The sequence below is a fragment of the Streptomyces sp. NPDC021020 genome, assembly GCF_044333285.1.
GTDB lineage: Bacteria > Actinomycetota > Actinomycetes > Streptomycetales > Streptomycetaceae > Actinacidiphila.
This window is the reverse complement of the sequence record NZ_JBIRQQ010000008.1, coordinates 16,462-32,688: the sequence shown is the minus strand read 5'-3', so window position 1 is coordinate 32,688 and position 16,227 is coordinate 16,462. Positions and strand designations below refer to the sequence as shown.

Below are 16,227 nucleotides of genomic sequence, written 5' to 3'. Positions count from 1 at the left end.
GCGCGGGCCCGCCGCGAGACCCGGGACCGCACTGCGAGACGCGCGGCCGGCCGAAGGCGGCCCCAGCGGTCCCGTACTCCCCGTCGACCACCCGCTCACCGTCCGAAGCAGGAATTCCCCGGCAGAATGCCGACGCGGTCGCGATAATCGCCCCCATGCGCGAATCGCTGGGGCACGACCTGGTCCGGGAGCACACGGTCTACGCGTGTGTCATGGGCTCGCGCGCGTTCGGGCTCGCGACGGACGGCAGCGACACCGACCGGCGCGGGGTCTTCGTGGCGCCGACGCCGCTCTTCTGGCGGCTGGACAAGCCGCCGACGCATGTCACCGGGCCGCGTGAGGAGGAGTTCTCCTGGGAGATCGAGCGCTTCTGCTCGCTCGCGCTGCGCGCCAACCCCAACCTGCTGGAGTGCCTGCACTCGCCGCTGGTGGAGCACGCCGACGCGACCGGCCGGGAGCTGCTGGAGCTGCGCGACGCGTTCCTCTCCCGCCAGGTGGAGGCGTCCTTCCGCGGCTACGCCGAGCAGCAGCTCGGCAAGGTGGAGGCGGACATCCGGCGGGAGGGCGCGCCGCGCTGGAAGCACGCGATGCACCTGCTGCGGCTGCTGATCACCTGCCGCGACCTGCTGCGTACGGGCACCTTGACGGTCGACGTCGGCGACGACCGCGAGGAGCTGCTCGCGGTGCGCCGCGGCGAGGTCGGCTGGGAAGAGGTGCGCGCCCGGATGCGGACGCTGCACGAGGAGGTGGACGCCGCCGCGGCCCGTACCCCGCTGCCCGCCGAGCCGGACCGGGCGCGGGTGGAGGACTTCCTGGTACGGGTCCGGCGCGCCTCCGCGGAGGACGCGCCGGACCCGGCACCCGCGCTCTAGAGGTCGACCTCGCGCATGAGCATGCCGACCTCGGTGTTGGTCAGCCGGCGCAGCCAGCCGGACTTCTGGTCGCCCAGCGGGATCGGGCCGAAGCTGGTGCGCACGAGCTTGTCGACGGGGAAGCCGGCCTCGGCGAGCATGCGCCGCACGATGTGCTTGCGGCCCTCGTGCAGGGTGACCTCGACCAGGTAGTTCTTGCCGGTGTTCTGCACGATGCGGAAGTGGTCGGCGCGCGCCCAGCCGTCCTCCAGCTCGATGCCGCTCTTGAGCTGCTTGCCCAGGTCGCGGGGCAGCGGGCCCTGGATCGCGGCGAGGTAGGTCTTCTGCACGCCGTAGCGCGGGTGCGTCAGCCGGTGGGCCAGCTCGCCGTGGTTGGTGAGCAGGATCAGGCCCTCGGTCTCGGTGTCGAGCCGGCCGACGTGGAAGAGCCGGGTCTCCCGGTTGGTGACGTAGTCGCCGAGGCACTGCCGCCCGTCCGGGTCCTCCATGGTGGAGACGACGCCCGCGGGCTTGTTGAGCGCGAAGAACAGGTACGACTGGGTCGCGACGGTCAGGCCGTCGACCTTGACCTCGTCGTGCTCGGGGTCGACGCGCAGGCCCTGCTCGGTGACGATCCGGCCGTTGACCTCGACGCGGTGCTGCTCGATGAGCTCCTCGCACGCCCGCCGCGAGCCCATGCCCGCCCTGGCCAGCACCTTCTGCAGCCGCTCGCCCTCCTGCTCGGCGCCGGGGAAGGTCTTGGGCAGGTTGAGCTTGGGCTTGCTGTGCCGCTCCCGGTTGCGCTCCTCGATCTGCGCGTCCAGCTCGCGGGGGCGGGCCGGGACGCTGCCGCGCCCGCGGCCGCGGTTGCCGGCCGGGCCGGGGCCGCCGGGCTTGGTGCGGGGCATGCCGCCGGGCTTGTTCGCGCCGGACTGGCCGGTGTCGCCGACGTCGTAGCGGCGCTCCTCGGGACGCGGCTTGCGCGGGCGCTGCGGGCCGCCGTCGCCGCGGCGCGGGGCCTCGTCGCGGCCGCCGCCCTCACCGCGCCGGGGGGCGTCACCACGGCGGGGGGCGTCACCACGGCGGGGCGCGTCGCCGCGGCGGTCGGAGCTGCCGCTGCCGCCCCGGCCGCCCGTGCCGGTGCCCCGCCGGGGGGCGCCCCCTCCGCTCCTGGGGGTCCGGTCGGCGCCGCTGTTCCTGTCGCTGCTTCGCATCAGTCGTCCGTCTTCGCAAGTGTCGAGGGTTCGTCCGGCGCGTCAGGATCGAACGACGGCAGCCCCTCCTGGGACTCCGCCTCGACCGCGTCCGCCTCCGGCAGGAACGGGGCGAGCTCGGGCAGCTCGTCGAGGCTGCGCAGGCCCATGCGTTCCAGGAAGTAGTTCGTCGTCCTGTACAGGATCGCACCTGTCTCGGGTTCCGTCCCACCTTCGACGACCAGCCCGCGCTGCAGCAGGGTGCGCATGACCCCGTCGCAGTTGACGCCGCGCACCGCCGAGACCCGCGAGCGGCTGACCGGCTGCCGGTAGGCGACGACCGCGAGCGTCTCCAGGGCGGCCTGCGTGAGCCGGGCGTGCTGGCCGTCCAGGACGAACTTCTCCACCGCGGGCGCGAAGTCCGGGCGGGTGTAGAAACGCCAGCCGCCGGCGATCAGCCGCAGGTCGAAGCCCCTGCCCTCGCGCGTGTAGTCGTCGGACAGCTCGCGCAGCGCCCTGCCGATCGCCCGCCGCGGCCGGTCCAGGACCTTCGCGAGCTGCTCCTCGGTCGCGGGCTCGTCCACCACCATGAGGACGGCTTCGAGCGCGGGCTTCAGCTCCAGCCCGGCGGTGGCCGCGGAGAGCAGCCCGGCGGGTGCGGGCTGCTGCTCGGGCACCTCCAGCCCCGCGGTGAGATCCGTCACCTCGGTCATCCCTGTGCTCCGTTCCCGGCCGCCGCGCTCCCGGCGGCGGCCCCCTCGCCCTGCCTGCTCTGCTTCCCGGGCCTCCCCTGCTTCCCCGGCCCGGCCTCCTGGTCGAACTCGTCGGTCACCAGCGGGGCGTCCGGCGCCTGCTCGCCGCCCGTCCAGTGGACCTGGAGGGCGCCCAGCGCCTCCTCCTGGTCGAGCCCGACGGCCTTCTCCCGGTAGAGCTCCAGCAGCGCCAGGAAGCGGGCCACGACGGTGAGCGTGTCGGGGGCGTCCGCGGTCAGCTCGCCGAAGCTGGCGCTGCCGCGCTCGCGCAGCAGCGCGATCACGTGCTCGGCCTGCTCGCGCACGCTGACCAGCGGGGCGTGGATGTGGTCGACGTAGACCTGCGGCCGCGGCTTGGGCTGCATGGCCTTGACGGCGAGCTGCGCGAAGCGCTCGGGGCCGATGCTGAGCACGACCTCGGGCAGCAGCTCGGCGTGCTGCGGCTCCAGGCCGACCGTACGCGGGCGGCGCAGCGCCTCGTGCTCCAGGCGCTCGGCGAAGATCGCGGCGATCTGCTTGTAGGCGCGGTATTGGAGCAGCCGTGCGAAGAGCAGGTCGCGGGCCTCCAGCAGCGCGAGGTCGGCCTCGTCCTCGACCTCGGCGGCGGGCAGCAGCCGGGCGGCCTTGAGGTCCAGCAGCGTGGCGGCGACGACCAGGAATTCGGTGGTCTGGTCGAGATCCCAGTCCGGGCCCATGCCGTGGAGGTGCGCCATGAACTCGTTGGTGACCTTCGACAGCGCGACCTCGGTGACGTCCATCTTGTGCTTGGCGATCAGCTGGAGCAGCAGGTCGAAGGGCCCCTCGAAATTGTGCAGCCGTACGGTGAAGCGCCCGTCGTCGGCCTCTTCCCCGTCCCCGGAGCCGTCGCCGCCGTCACCGGAGCCGTCCCCGCCGTCCGCGGGCCCGTCCGGCGCTTCCCCGGCCGCCGCGCCTGGTGTCGCGTCCACCGGCGGCGGTACGTCCACGGGCCTCGGTACGTCCGCCGGCTCCGCTGCCTCCACCGTGTCCGGCGGTACGTCCGCCCGTACGTCCTCCGCCGGGGACGGCGTTTCCGCGTGCGTCGGGACGCCGCGGCCGAGGCGGCGGCGGGGTCGGTCGGCGGGGTCGGTCGGGGAGGTCGGCATCGAGGTCCAGTGTGCGGGGGCGGGAATCGGCAGGTTACCTCCCCCCGGAGCGGCCGCGGCGCGGCTCAGCGCCCGCGCAGCCGCCGTACGAGGATGCTGGCGTCGCCGCGTGACTCCAGGTCCGCGAGCACCACGGCGACGGCCTCGCGGACGATCCGGCCGCGGTCGATGGCCAGGCCGTGCTCGCCGCGCAGCACCAGCCGGGCGTGCTCCAGGTCCATCAGTTCCTCGGCGGACACGTAGACGGTGATCTTCTCGTCGTGCCGCTCGCGCCCGCTGGGGCGGCGGTTCTGCCGCGGTGCCTTGCGGCGGGCGGCGGAAGCCGCGGGCCCCTGCTGTGCGGCGGGCGGCGCCGGGTGCTGGCCGGCGGAGCCGCCGGGGCCACCGGGCTGGGCGGGCACCTGCGGCGGGGCCGCGGGTGCGGTGCCGTTGACGGTGCCGCTCGGGCCGACCTGCGGGCGGCGGCCGACCGGGACGTCCCGCCCGCCGTGCTCGGCGGCGCCTGGGCCGTTGCGGTCCTGCCGGTCCCTGTCGTCGCGGTCGCGGCCCTGCCCGTGGCCGGCGTCGCGGGGCTCGCTGCCGCCCCGCTCCTCGCCGGCCGTGTCCTGCTCGCCGCCGGCCGTCCCGCCCGCCTGCTCCTGGGCCGGACGCTGCCGGGTGTCGCCCTGCGCCTCGCCCCCGGAGTGCTGCTGCTGCGGCTGCTGCCGGGGCTGCGGGGCCTGGAGCGCCGCACCCCCGGTGGTCCGGAACAGCTCGTCGGCGCCCGGCAGGGTCACTCGGCGTGGCACCGGGCGAGCACCTCCCTGGCGAGTTGGCGATAGGCGGCGGCGCCGACGGAGTTGGAGGCGTAGGTGGTGATGGGCTCGCCCGCGACGGTGGTCTCGGGGAAACGCACGGTGCGGCCGATGACGGTGTGGAAGACGTGGTCGTCGAAGGCCTCGACGACCCGCGCGAGCACCTCGCGGCTGTGCACGGTCCGCGAGTCGTACATGGTGGCGAGGATGCCGTCGAGCTCCAGCTCGGGGTTGAGCCGCTCGCGGACCTTCTCGATCGTCTCGGTGAGCAGCGCGACACCGCGCAGCGCGAAGAACTCGCACTCCAGCGGGACGATCACGGAGTGCGCCGCGGTGAGCGCGTTGACCGTGAGCAGGCCGAGCGAGGGCTGGCAGTCGATCACGATGTAGTCGTAGTCGGGCAGCAGCGGCTTGAGGGCGCGCGCGAGCGCCGACTCGCGGGCGACCTCGCTGACCAGCTGCACCTCGGCGGCGGACAGGTCGATGTTGCTCGGCAGCAGGTCCATGCCGGGCACCGCGGTCTTCAGCAGCACCTCGTCGGCCGCGAGCCCGCGCTCCATCAGCAGGTTGTAGACCGTGATGTCGAGTTCCATCGGGTTGACCCCGAGCCCGACGGACAGCGCGCCCTGCGGGTCGAAGTCGACGAGCAGCACCCGGCGGCCGTACTCGGCGAGCGCGGCACCCAGGTTGATGGTCGAGGTGGTCTTGCCGACCCCGCCCTTCTGGTTGCACATCGCGACGATCTTCGCCGGACCGTGGTCGGTGAGCGGGTTGGGGATCGGGAAGTACGGCAGCGGGCGGCCGGTCGGCCCGACGCGCTCGCGGCGCTGGCGGGCGGCGTCGGGCGCGAGCGTCGCGGCGTACTCGGGGTCGGGCTCGTATTCGGCGTCGGGGTCGTAGAACTGACCGTCTTGCAGGTCGTCGTTGTCGTCGTAAGGGCCCATGGCGTACGCGCTTTGTGGGTCGGCGGGTTCGGCTCTGCGTGACTCGAAGGTGTGCACGGCGACGGAGCCGACGGTCATTGCTGGTTGGCCACTCCCGGGAGCAAATGTCGACTCATTCACAAGTCGTCTTACCTCCTTGGGGACCAGGAAACTTCTCAACAGGTCAGCGTGACTACAGCCGACGTTTCGCGACTCTATGGCGTGTCGGTGGTTCACAGCAACACAATCCGCCGGACACGGCACGATGTGTCGGCAACCGAACACCCCTCTGTCAAGGGCGTAACGACACGAACGGCCGGGTCTCGCGCGTGCAAGACCCGGCCGTAGGTGCACAGTTGGCACTTCGGGGCCGCCGTGGCGCCGGCGGATGTCCCGGTCAGCCCAGCAGTGTGCGCAGTTCGACCGGTTCGAGTCCGTGCGCGTCGGCCACCGGACCGTAAACGACCTGCCCCTCATGGGTGTTGAGACCCAGCGCGAGGGCCGGGTCGCGGCGCAGCGCCTCCTGCCAGCCGCGGCCGGCGATCTCCAGGATGTACGGCAGCGTGGCGTTGGTCAGCGCGTACGTCGAGGTGTTGGGCACCGCGCCGGGCATGTTGGCGACGCAGTAGAAGACCGAGTCGTGGACGGTGAAGGTCGGTTCGGCGTGCGTGGTGGGGCGCGAGTCCTCGAAGCAGCCGCCCTGGTCGATCGCGATGTCGACAAGGACGGATCCCTGCTTCATCCGCGACACCAGCTCGTTGGTCACGAGCTTGGGGGCCTTGGCGCCCGGGATCAGGACGGCGCCGACCACCAGGTCGGCCTCCAGCACGGCCTGTTCGAGCGCGAGCGCGTTGGACGCGACGGTCTGCACGCGGTTGCCGAACACCTTGTCGGCCTCGCGCAGCTTGTTCACGTCCTTGTCGAGCAGCGTGACGTGGAAGCCCAGGCCCAGCGCGATCGTGGTGGCGTGCCAGCCGGACACGCCCGCGCCGATGACGACCGCGCGGCCGGACTGCACGCCGGGCACCCCGCCGGGCAGCACACCGCGGCCCCCCGCCGAGCGCATCAGGTGGTAGGCGCCGACCTGCGGGGCGAGCCGCCCGGCCACCTCGGACATCGGGGCCAGCAGCGGCAGCCGGCGGTCGGGCGTCTCGACCGTCTCGTACGCGATCGCGGTGGTGCCGGACTCCAGCAGCGCGTCCGTGCACGCCCGGGAGGCCGCGAGGTGCAGGTAGGTGAAGAGCGTCTGGTCCTTGCGCAGCCGGTGGTACTCCTCGGCGACCGGCTCCTTGACCTTGAGCAGCAGATCGGCTTCGGCCCACACCTCGTCGGCGGTACGGAGAACGGCCGCGCCGGCCGCCGCGAACTCCTCGTCCGGGATGGACGAGCCCGCGCCCGCGCCCTCCTCGACGACGACCCGGTGCCCGCCTCGCACCAGCTCGTGCACGCCGGCCGGGGTGATGGCCACGCGGAACTCGTTGTTCTTGACCTCGCGGGGGATGCCCACCTTCACGTCGATCACGGTCCTTGCGCTCAGGGTTGCCCAGGGGTGGTTGGGTGAGATTGTCCTGACATGGTGCAGGTTGGCACGACACGTCGGACCTGACCGCGTTGTGCGCGGCATGGCCCAGTCTAGTGAAGGAGGAGCTGCTGTCCAGCCTTACAAAGTGGTTGATTTTCTGAGCGGTATTGGCATTTTCGTAGGCTGGCGACGGGTCGCGCCTGATCAGAGACGGGCGCGACGTCTCATGATCCCGTCACTTCGTGACCCCGGAGTTGCGTCCGGATCACGGCCGCGCGGCGTCCGGGGCGGTGTCCGAGGCGGCATCCGGGGCGGTGTCCGGGGCCGGGGCGCTCTCCGGACCGGGCGCGGCGGAGGGCCCCGGTACGGCGGCGGTGCCGGGCGCGGCGGCGGCCGACGCCCGCTCGGACATCCGCTGGACGCTCTCCCGCTGGAGCCGGGCGCCCTCCGGGTCGCCCAGCCGGTCCAGCAGATCCGCCAGCCGCAGCAGCAGCGCCGCCTCCAGCCGCCGGTCGCCCGCCTGCCGGGCCCAGTAGAGGGCGTCCCGGCAGCTGCGCATCGCGTCCTCCGGGCGCCCCGCGGCCTCCTGCACCCGCGCCGCCTCCGCGAGCGCGCGGGCCTGCCCCGTCAGGTCGCCGAGCCGCTTGTGCAGCCCGGCCGCCTTGCGCCACTCGCGCAGCGCGGGCCCGAAACGGCCGCCGTGCGCCAGCAGGACGGCGATCCTGCCGCGCAGCCGCGCCTGGTCGGCCTGCTCGCCGGTGCCCTGGCGCAGCGAGAGGGCGCGGCCGTACCAGTCCAGCGCGCGGCCCGGGTCGCGCCGTTCCAGGTACGTGCCGCCGAGCGACTCCAGGACCCGGCCCTCGGCCTGCCGGTCGTCGGCGGCGCGGGCGGCGTCCAGGGCGATCCGGTAGCGGTCGAGCGCGCGGTCGGTACGGCCCGCGCGGGCGTCCAGGTCGCCGAGGTTGATGAGCGCGGCCGCCTCCTCCCGGCGCAGCCCGCGCCGCTCGGCGACGCCCAGCACGAGCGTGTGCAGCTCGTAGCGCTCGGCGGCCATCGCGTCGCCGCCGGGGAAGGCGGCGAGCGCCCGCACCAGCGCGGCGACCAGGCGGCGGGCCAGCGTGTCCAGCTCGCCGTCCGCGACGGCCGCGCGCGACGCCGCGAGCAGCGCCGGGAGCCGCGCCTCCAGCCAGCCGGCGGCGGCGGGGGCCGAGTCGAAGCGCTGCGCGCGGGGCACCGCCTCGTCCAGCGGCTCCCCCGCGAGCGCCGCCCGGCACGACAGCAGCAGCCGTACGGTCCGCTCCAGCATCCGGGCCCGCGCCAGCGTGACGTCCGCGGGCGTCTCACGCGCCGCCAGCAGCGCGCCGAGCAGCCCCTCCAGGCACCCCGGCACCGCGTACCGCTGCGCCCCGCCCGCGAGCAGCCCACCCCGTACGAAGTCCTCCAGCGCCCCCTGCGCGGCCTCCACCGGACACCCGGCGAGCGCGGACGCCCCCTGCGCGTCCACCACCCCCGCGGGAGCCAGCACCAGCAGCCGCAACATCCGCCCCGCACCCCCCGGCAACCCCTCGTACACCATCCGAAACGCCCGCACGAGCTCCCCGGGCGCGACCGCACCCCCGCTGACGCCTGCCGCGTTCTGCGCGCCCGGGACGGCGGGCACCCCCCGCCCGGCCGCCCCGGGCACGGGCTGCGCGCCCGGGACGGCGGACGCCCCCGGCCCGGCCGCGCCGCGCGAACCACCGGTGCCTGGCGAAATGCCGGGAGCCTCCCGCTCGGACGGGGAAGCCGCGCCGGGCGCGGAGGGTGCCCCTCGCCCGGCCGCTCCGGCCGCGGTCTGCGCGCCCGGGAGGGCGGACGCCCCCCGCTCGGGCAGGGCGGCAGGTGTCCCCCGCCCGGCCGCGGGTGCGCCTCGCCGGACTGCCCCGGGCGCGGGCTGCGCAAGCGGGGCGGCGGACGCCCCCCGCCCGGCCGCGCCGCGCGAACCACCGGTGCCTGGCGAAATGCCGGGAGCCTCCCGCTCGGGCAGGGTCGGCGGGGTCGGGGGGATGTCGCGCAGCCGCAGCGCCGCGTCGGCGACCGACACGCCGGGGCGGGCGGCCAGCCAGGCCGCTGTCAGGCGCAGGGCGGTGGGGTGGCCGGCCAGTACGTGCACGAGCGACTCCGCGCCGCGGGGGTCGCATGTCACCCGGGTCTCGCCGATCGCCCGCGCCAGCAGTTCGACCGCGGCGGGGGTGTCCAGGCCGCCCAGGGTGCACGGGCGTACGTCGGGCACCCCTGGCAGCGGCCCGCCCGACGTGGCCACGACCAGGCTCCCCGCGCTCGCCGGCAGCAGCGCGGTGAGCTGGTCCGCGGACGCGACGTCGTCCAGCACGAGCAGCAGCCGCCGCCCCGCGGTCGCCGCCCGCAGGTCCGCGCCCTCGGGCGCGTCCAGCGCCCGCAGCAGCCCGCGGGCCGCCTCCTCGGCGGGCACGGGTACGCCCGCCGGGCCCGTCAGCCGCACGAACCACTGCCCGTCGGGGTAGCGGTCGGCGACCTGCTCGGCCAGCCGCTGCGCGAGCGCGGTGCGGCCGGTGCCGGGGCGGCCCGCGACGAGCAGGACGCGGGGCGCGTCCGGGCGCTCGCCGCCGAGCCCCGGGCGGCCGATCTCCCCCGCCAGCTCCGCGAGTTCGCGCTTGCGGCCGCAGAAGCCCGCCGGGGGCGGGGGAAGGGGGGTGACCTGCGCGTTCCCGCGCCCCCGCGGGAGGGTGCCGTCGTCCACGCTGGCCACTCCTTACCCTGCGGGTGAGCTTTGGCGTGAGCGTAGTTGACGCCGGGGGCCCCGTGTCAGGCCTTCCCCCGCCCAGGAGGGCACGCCCCGCCACGCCGGGCAAGCGTTTTCAGGGGCGCGGGGAACTGCGCGAGCAACCACCCACCGGCCGGTGGTCCGGAAACGACAGCAACTGCCCCTCCGGGCCGGTGACTACCCGCGCCACGTGGGTGGTTGCTCGCGCAGTTCCCCGCGCCCCTGATGGTGCCCGGCGCGGCATGCGCAGCCTCCGCGGCGCGCAGCCGCAGCCCCCGAAAAGCCCCGCGCAGCGGTCAGCTCTCGAAGGGGCGGGCCGGCCACGGCGCGTCGGCGGGGCGGAGCCCGGACACACCCGCGGCAGCGGAAAGCGCGGCCTGCGCCGCGAGGACGCCGACCACGAGGCAGTTGTTGTGCAGCTCCCCGGCGAGCACGCCGGCCAGCAGCTCCGGCAGCGGGACGCGCGCGAGCTCCATGTCCGCCTCCTCCTCGGAGACCGCGAAGCGGTCACCCTCCGCCTCGGAGACGCCGCGGGCGAGGAAGATGCGCACGGCCTCGTCGCAGCCGCCCGGCGTCGTGTAGACGTCGGCGAGCACGTGCCACTCCTCCGCCTTGACGTGCGCCTCCTCGTACAGCTCGCGCTGCGCCGCGTGGAGCGGGTTCTCGCCGGGGACGTCGAGCAGGCCGGCCGGGATCTCCCAGAGGCGGTGGCGTACCGGGTGCCGGTACTGGCGCAGTACCAGCACCCGGTTGTCGTCGTCGAGGGCGAGGACGGCCACCGAACCGGGGTGGACCTGGTAGTCGCGGGTCGCCGTGCTGCCGTCCGGCATGACGACCCGGTCGCTGCGGACGCTGGTCTTCGCTCCGGTGAAGGGCGTGGCGGTGGCCGTGACCTGCCACTCCTCCGGGGTGTCCTTGAGCATGCTGCGCCTTCCGGGAAGGGGGAATGTGACGCGGGGGGATCCGGCCGGTCAGCCGGCCTTGCGGGCGACCGCCGCCTTGACCAGGCCCGCGAAGAGCGGGTGCGGCCGGGTCGGGCGGGACTTCAGCTCGGGGTGCGCCTGGGTCGCCACCAGGTAGGGGTGCACGTCGCGCGGGTATTCGACGTACTCGACGAGCTTGTTGTCCGGGGAGGTGCCGGAGAAGAGGATGCCGGCGGTCTTCTCCAGGTCGGCGCGGTAGGCGTTGTTGACCTCGTAGCGGTGCCGGTGGCGCTCCTCGACGTACGGCTGGTCGCCGTAGACCTCGCGGACGATGGAGCCCTCGGCGAGCTTGGCGGGGTAGGTGCCCAGGCGCATGGTGCCGCCCAGGTCGCCCTTGCCGCCGACGATGTCGAGCTGCTCGGCCATGGTGGAGATGACCGGGTGAGCGGTGGCCGGGTCGAACTCGGTGGAGTTGGCCTCGGCGATGCCGACCAGGTTGCGGGCCGCCTCGATGACGACGCACTGCAGGCCCAGGCACAGGCCGAGCAGCGGGATGCGGTTCTCCCGCGCGTAGGTGATCGCGGCGACCTTGCCCTCGATGCCGCGCTCGCCGAAGCCGCCGGGCACGCAGATCGCGTCGGCGTCGCGCAGCTGCTCGGCGGCGCCCGCCGGGCTCTTGCAGGTGTCGGACAGCACCCACTTGATGTGGACCTTGGCGTTGTTGGCGAAGCCGCCGGCCCGCAGCGCCTCGGTCACCGACAGGTAGGCGTCGGGCAGGTCGATGTACTTGCCGACGAGCGCGACCGTGACCTCGTGCGCGGGCTCGTGGACGCGGCGCAGCAGGTCGTCCCACTGCGTCCAGTCGACGTCGCGGAAGGGCAGGTCCAGGCGGCGCACGACGTACGCGTCCAGGCCCTCGGTGTGCAGCACCTTGGGGATGTCGTAGATGGAGGGCGCGTCGATCGCGGCCACCACCGCGTCCTCGTCGACGTCGCACATGAGCGAGACCTTGCGCTTGATCGCGGTCGGCACCTCGCGGTCGGCGCGCAGCACGATCGCGTCGGGCTGGATGCCGATGTTGCGCAGCGCGGCCACCGAGTGCTGGGTGGGCTTGGTCTTCAGCTCGCCGGACGGGCCGATGTAGGGCAGCAGCGAGATGTGTACGACGAAGACGTTGTCGCGGCCGACCTCGTGCCGGACCTGGCGCACGGACTCCAGGAAGGGCAGCGACTCGATGTCGCCGACGGTGCCGCCGACCTCGGTGATCACCACGTCGACGTCGTCGGTGGCCATGCGCCGGATGCGGGACTTGATCTCGTTGGTGATGTGCGGAATGACCTGGACGGTGTCGCCCAGGTACTCGCCGCGCCGCTCCTTGGCGATCACGGTGGAGTAGACCTGGCCGGTCGTGACGTTGGCCGAGCCGGCGAGGTTGACGTCGAGGAAGCGCTCGTAGTGGCCGATGTCGAGGTCGGTCTCGGCGCCGTCGTCGGTGACGAAGACCTCACCGTGCTGGAACGGGTTCATGGTGCCGGGGTCGACGTTCAGGTACGGGTCGAGCTTCTGCATCGTGACCCGCAGGCCCCGCGCCTTCAGCAGTGCGCCGAGACTCGACGCCGTGAGCCCCTTGCCGAGCGAGGAGGCCACACCGCCGGTGACGAAGATGTGCTTGGTCATCGTGGATTTCGGCGCAATAGCCAAAGGGGGCTCCCGTGGTCGCGAGGTGAGGTCGGGACGGTGCTCGCTCGCGGAGCGCCGTCGGGCGGTTCAGTGGTTCAGCCCACCGGCCCACGGGCTACCAGGGTATCAGCGGTGCAGGGCAGCGACGGTGCGCGGCACCCCGGCGGGTCACCATTGCCCCTGAAAGTGGTCCCGGGGCGGCCTCCGCACGGGCCACCGTTGCCCCGCCGGACAGCCTCCGCCGGGGCCGACGGACCGTATACGATCCGTGACGGACCACCGTTGCCCCCCGGCCAGACCACCGCCGGGGTTCGGCCGGACCACCGGCACACCTCGGCCACACAACCGCCACACCCCGGCCATGTGGCCGTTCGCCTGCGCATATGCCGAAGTGCGCCCCCTACTGCACCCGTGCGGCCCAGCGAAGATCGCCGGAGACGCACACCGGCACCCCGCGACGACGTATTCTGCGGGGACGCACCTGTGCGAGCCGGCCGGCACGGCATCATCCCGCCCGCTCCCGGATCAAGAGCTCGTCGAATATCCCCAGACCGCAAGACCGCCCCCGTCCGTGGGGCGGCGGTGTCGTTTCGACTGGAGAAGCACGTGGCCGGGCGTATCGAGGATTACGCACTCATCGGAGACATGCAGACCGCCGCACTGGTCTGCCGCGACGGCACGGTCGACTGGCTGTGCCTGCCGCGCTTCGACTCCCCGGCCGTCTTCGCCGGGCTGCTGGGCACCGACGAGCACGGTTTCTGGCGGTTGGGCCCCGCCCACCACGGCACCCCGCCGCCGCCCGCGACACGCCGCCGCTACCGCGGCGACTCGCTCGTACTGGAGTCCGAGTGGGACACCCCGCGCGGCACGGTCCGGGTGATCGACTTCATGCCGCCGCGCGACGGCGCCCCGCAGGTGATCCGGATCGTGGAGGGCGTCAGCGGCCGCGTCCCGATGTCCTCGGCGCTGCGTATGCGCTTCGCGTACGGCCAGGTGGTGCCGTGGGTGCACAAGGTCGGCGACCGCACGGTGGCGGTGGCCGGGCCCGACTCGGTCTGGTACGACGCCGAGGTCGACACGTACGGCAAGGACCTGACGACGTACTCGGAATTCTCCGTCGGGCCCGGCGACCGCGTCGCCTTCGCCGTGAGCTGGGAGCCCTCCCACAAGCCGCAGCCCGCGCTGCCGGACCCGGAGGGCTCGCTCACCGCGACCGAGGACTTCTGGCGCGAGTGGGTCGCGCAGTGTACGTACACCGGGCCCTACCGCGAGGCGGTGGTCCGGTCGCTCATCACGCTCAAGGCGCTCACGTACGGCCCCACCGGCGGGATCGTGGCCGCCCCCACGACCTCGCTGCCCGAGGACATCGGCGGGGTGCGCAACTGGGACTACCGCTTCACCTGGCTGCGGGACGCCGCGATCACCCTGTCCTCGCTGCTGCGCACCGGCTACCGCGAGGAGGCGCAGGCCTGGCGCGAGTGGCTGCTGCGCGCGGTCGCCGGCGACCCGGAGAATCTGCAGATCATGTACGGCATCGCGGGCGAGCGCGAGCTCGGCGAGAACGAGCTGCACTGGCTGCCGGGCTACGAGAGCTCCACCCCGGTCCGGATCGGCAACGGCGCCGCGCACCAGCTCCAGCTGGACGTCTACGGCGAGGTCACCGAGGCGCTGCACCTGGGCCACATGACGGGCCTGGCCCGCAACGACTACGCGAGTGTGCTCCAGCTCAAGCTCATCCGCTACCTGGAGAAGCACTGGAACGAGCCCGACGAGGGCATCTGGGAGGTGCGCGGCCCGCGCCGGCACTTCGTGCACTCCAAGGTCATGGCCTGGGTCGCGGTCGACCGCACCGTCAAGCTCATCGAGTCCGGCGAGGTCGACGGGCCGCTGGAGCGGCTCAAGGACCTGCGTGACGAGATCCACTACGACGTGTGCGAGAAGGGGTACGACAAGGAGCGCAACACCTTCACGCAGTCCTACGGCTCCAAGGAGCTGGACGCCTCGCTGCTGCTCATCCCGCAGATGGGCTTCCTGCCGCCGGACGACAAGCGGGTCATCGGCACCATCGAGGCGATCCAGCGCGAGCTGTCCACCTCCGACGGCTTCGTGCTGCGTTACCCCACCTCCAGCACCGACACCAGCGGCGACGACAACCTCGACGGCCTGCCCGGCGACGAGGGCGCCTTCCTCGCGTGCTCCTTCTGGCTCGCCGACGACCTCGCGATGATCGGCCGGGTCGAGGAGGCGCGGCGGCTGTTCGAGAAGCTGCTGTCGCTGCGCAACGACCTGGGGCTGCTCGCCGAGGAGTGGGATCCGCGCCGCCAGCGCCAGGTCGGCAACTTCCCGCAGGCCTTCAGCCATGTGCCGCTCATCGACACCGCGCTGCGGCTCACCGCGGTCGGCGCCTTCCGCGCCTGAGCCGGTCCGCGCCGCCTCTACGCGCGGTGCGGAACCGCTTACGGCGGGCCCGGCGGCTCACGCCCGCTGGGTCAGCTCGTCGTAGACGCTGAGCACCTGGGCCACCGTGTCGTCCTCGGAGGGCCAGGTCGCCGCCTGCGCGCGGCCCGCCACGGACAGGGCGGTACGGCGGGCGGGGTCGGCCATCAGATCGGCGACCGCGCGGGCCAGGCCGAGCGGGTCGCCGTACGGCACGAGGACGGCCGCGTCGCCGACCAGCTCGCGCGTCCCGCCCACGTCGGTCGCCACCAGCGGCACCCCGGCGTGCAGCGCCTCCTGCGCCATCAGCGGGCGGGCCTCCCAGCGGCTGGGCAGCACCACCAGGTCGGCGGCGGCCAGCAGGTCGGGGACGTCGTCGCGGGCGCCGAGCAGCACGACCGGCAGCCGCTCGGCCTCGATCCGCCGCTCCAGCTCCGCGCGCCGGCCGCCCTCGCCCGCGATGGCCACCAGCGGCGCCGGATCCTGCCCCGCCCACAGCCCGGCGGCGTCCAGCAGCAGGTCGTGGCCCTGCTGCGGCTCCAGCATGCCGACGGAGAGCAGCAGCGGGCGGTCCACGGCGCCGTGGTCGGCGCGGGTCTTCTGCCGCAGCCGCTCCCCCTCCTCGGGCGGGAGCGGCGGCCGGCCCGCCGGGCGCGGCACCGCGGCGGGCGCGAAGCGCGCGTCCTTCGCGCCGAGCGCGCGGGCGCGGTCCACCAGCTCCGAGGACACACCGAGCACGACGGTGGCCGTACGCAGCGCCCGGCGCTCCAGCCAGCGCAGCACCACCCCGCGGCCGCCCTCCGCCGGGGCGCCGCCGTGCCACGTCAGGACCAGCGGGACGCGCCGCCCGCCGAGCGCGAGCGCGGCGAGGAAGCCCGCCCACAGGCCGTGCGCGTGCACCACGCCCGCGCCGTGGAAGGCGGCGCGCAGCGCCGCGACCACCGGGGCGTCCGCGCGCGACCGGCGCACGCCCAGGTCGACGGGCACGAACCGCGCGCCCGTCCGGCCGAACCCGTAGTCGGCCTCCGCGCCCGCCGGCCCGCACACCGTGACCTCGACCCCGCGCGCGACCAGCCCGCCCACGAGCGAGCTGACGTGCGCGCCGGCGCCTGCACCCGCCGCCGTGCCCAGCACGTGCACGGCGTGCAGCTGCCCGGCGAAGGGCTCCGAGGTGCGAGTCACGCGGCCTACCGCTCCTTGAGATCTGGACGACGGCATCCAGCATGCCAGCCCCCGCAAGAGCAGGC

The 16,227-nt window shown here is 74.2% G+C and carries 11 protein-coding genes and 1 pseudogene; 2 read left to right on the top strand and 10 right to left on the bottom strand.

The genetic code is table 11. The features are described 5' to 3' along the window. Nucleotides 1-155 precede the first annotated feature (155 nt). Nucleotides 156-872, top strand: coding sequence for a DNA polymerase beta superfamily protein (locus ACH4SL_RS23925; protein WP_398448839.1), 717 nt, complete (start codon nt 156-158; stop codon nt 870-872). Here ACH4SL_RS23925 and ACH4SL_RS23920 read toward each other — a convergent pair. From ACH4SL_RS23920 to ACH4SL_RS23880, 9 genes and pseudogenes are all read right to left on the bottom strand, one after another. Then, nucleotides 869-2,065, bottom strand: a complete 1,197-nt coding sequence (locus ACH4SL_RS23920) for a pseudouridine synthase (RefSeq protein ID WP_398448837.1) — start codon at nt 2,063-2,065, stop codon at nt 869-871. The two genes, ACH4SL_RS23925 and ACH4SL_RS23920, sit on opposite strands and share 4 nt — an antisense overlap. Further along, nucleotides 2,065-2,757, bottom strand: a complete 693-nt coding sequence (gene scpB / locus ACH4SL_RS23915) for an SMC-Scp complex subunit ScpB (RefSeq protein ID WP_398448835.1) — start codon at nt 2,755-2,757, stop codon at nt 2,065-2,067. Before scpB ends, ACH4SL_RS23920 begins: the two co-directional genes overlap by 1 nt. After that, nucleotides 2,754-3,920: a segregation and condensation protein A gene (locus tag ACH4SL_RS23910; protein ID WP_398448833.1), complete on the bottom strand. Its 1,167-nt coding sequence runs from the start codon at nt 3,918-3,920 to the stop codon at nt 2,754-2,756. Before ACH4SL_RS23910 ends, scpB begins: the two co-directional genes overlap by 4 nt. Nucleotides 3,921-3,985: 65 nt before the next feature. After that, a complete protein-coding gene (locus ACH4SL_RS23905; RefSeq protein WP_398448831.1) occupies nt 3,986-4,708 on the bottom strand; it encodes a hypothetical protein in 723 nt (240 codons plus the stop codon). Next, nucleotides 4,693-5,622, bottom strand: a pseudogene (locus ACH4SL_RS23900) (ParA family protein); the annotation flags it as partial. The pseudogene ACH4SL_RS23900 and the gene ACH4SL_RS23905, both read right to left, overlap by 16 nt. A 412-nt stretch (nt 5,623-6,034) precedes the next feature. Then, on the bottom strand, nt 6,035-7,150 hold the full coding sequence (gene ald / locus ACH4SL_RS23895; RefSeq protein WP_398449606.1) for an alanine dehydrogenase: 1,116 nt from the start codon (nt 7,148-7,150) through the stop codon (nt 6,035-6,037). A gap of 274 nt (nt 7,151-7,424) precedes the next feature. Further along, nucleotides 7,425-9,917, bottom strand: coding sequence for a tetratricopeptide repeat protein (locus tag ACH4SL_RS23890; protein WP_398448829.1), 2,493 nt, complete (start codon nt 9,915-9,917; stop codon nt 7,425-7,427). A 320-nt stretch (nt 9,918-10,237) separates the two neighbouring features. Next, nucleotides 10,238-10,864, bottom strand: coding sequence for an NUDIX domain-containing protein (locus ACH4SL_RS23885; RefSeq protein ID WP_398448827.1), 627 nt, complete (start codon nt 10,862-10,864; stop codon nt 10,238-10,240). A 48-nt stretch (nt 10,865-10,912) separates the two neighbouring features. Then, nucleotides 10,913-12,541: a CTP synthase gene (locus ACH4SL_RS23880; RefSeq protein ID WP_398448825.1), complete on the bottom strand. Its 1,629-nt coding sequence runs from the start codon at nt 12,539-12,541 to the stop codon at nt 10,913-10,915. 585 nt (nt 12,542-13,126) lie between these two features. On the opposite strand from ACH4SL_RS23880, the gene ACH4SL_RS23875 reads away from it, so the two are divergent. Next, a complete protein-coding gene (locus ACH4SL_RS23875) occupies nt 13,127-14,962 on the top strand; it encodes a glycoside hydrolase family 15 protein (RefSeq protein ID WP_398448823.1) in 1,836 nt (611 codons plus the stop codon). Nucleotides 14,963-15,019: 57 nt separating this feature from the next. On the opposite strand, the gene ACH4SL_RS23870 is transcribed toward ACH4SL_RS23875, so the two are convergent. Continuing rightward, entirely contained in the window at nt 15,020-16,162 is a 1,143-nt protein-coding gene (locus ACH4SL_RS23870; protein ID WP_398448821.1) for a glycosyltransferase family 4 protein, read from the bottom strand. Nucleotides 16,163-16,227 lie beyond the last annotated feature (65 nt).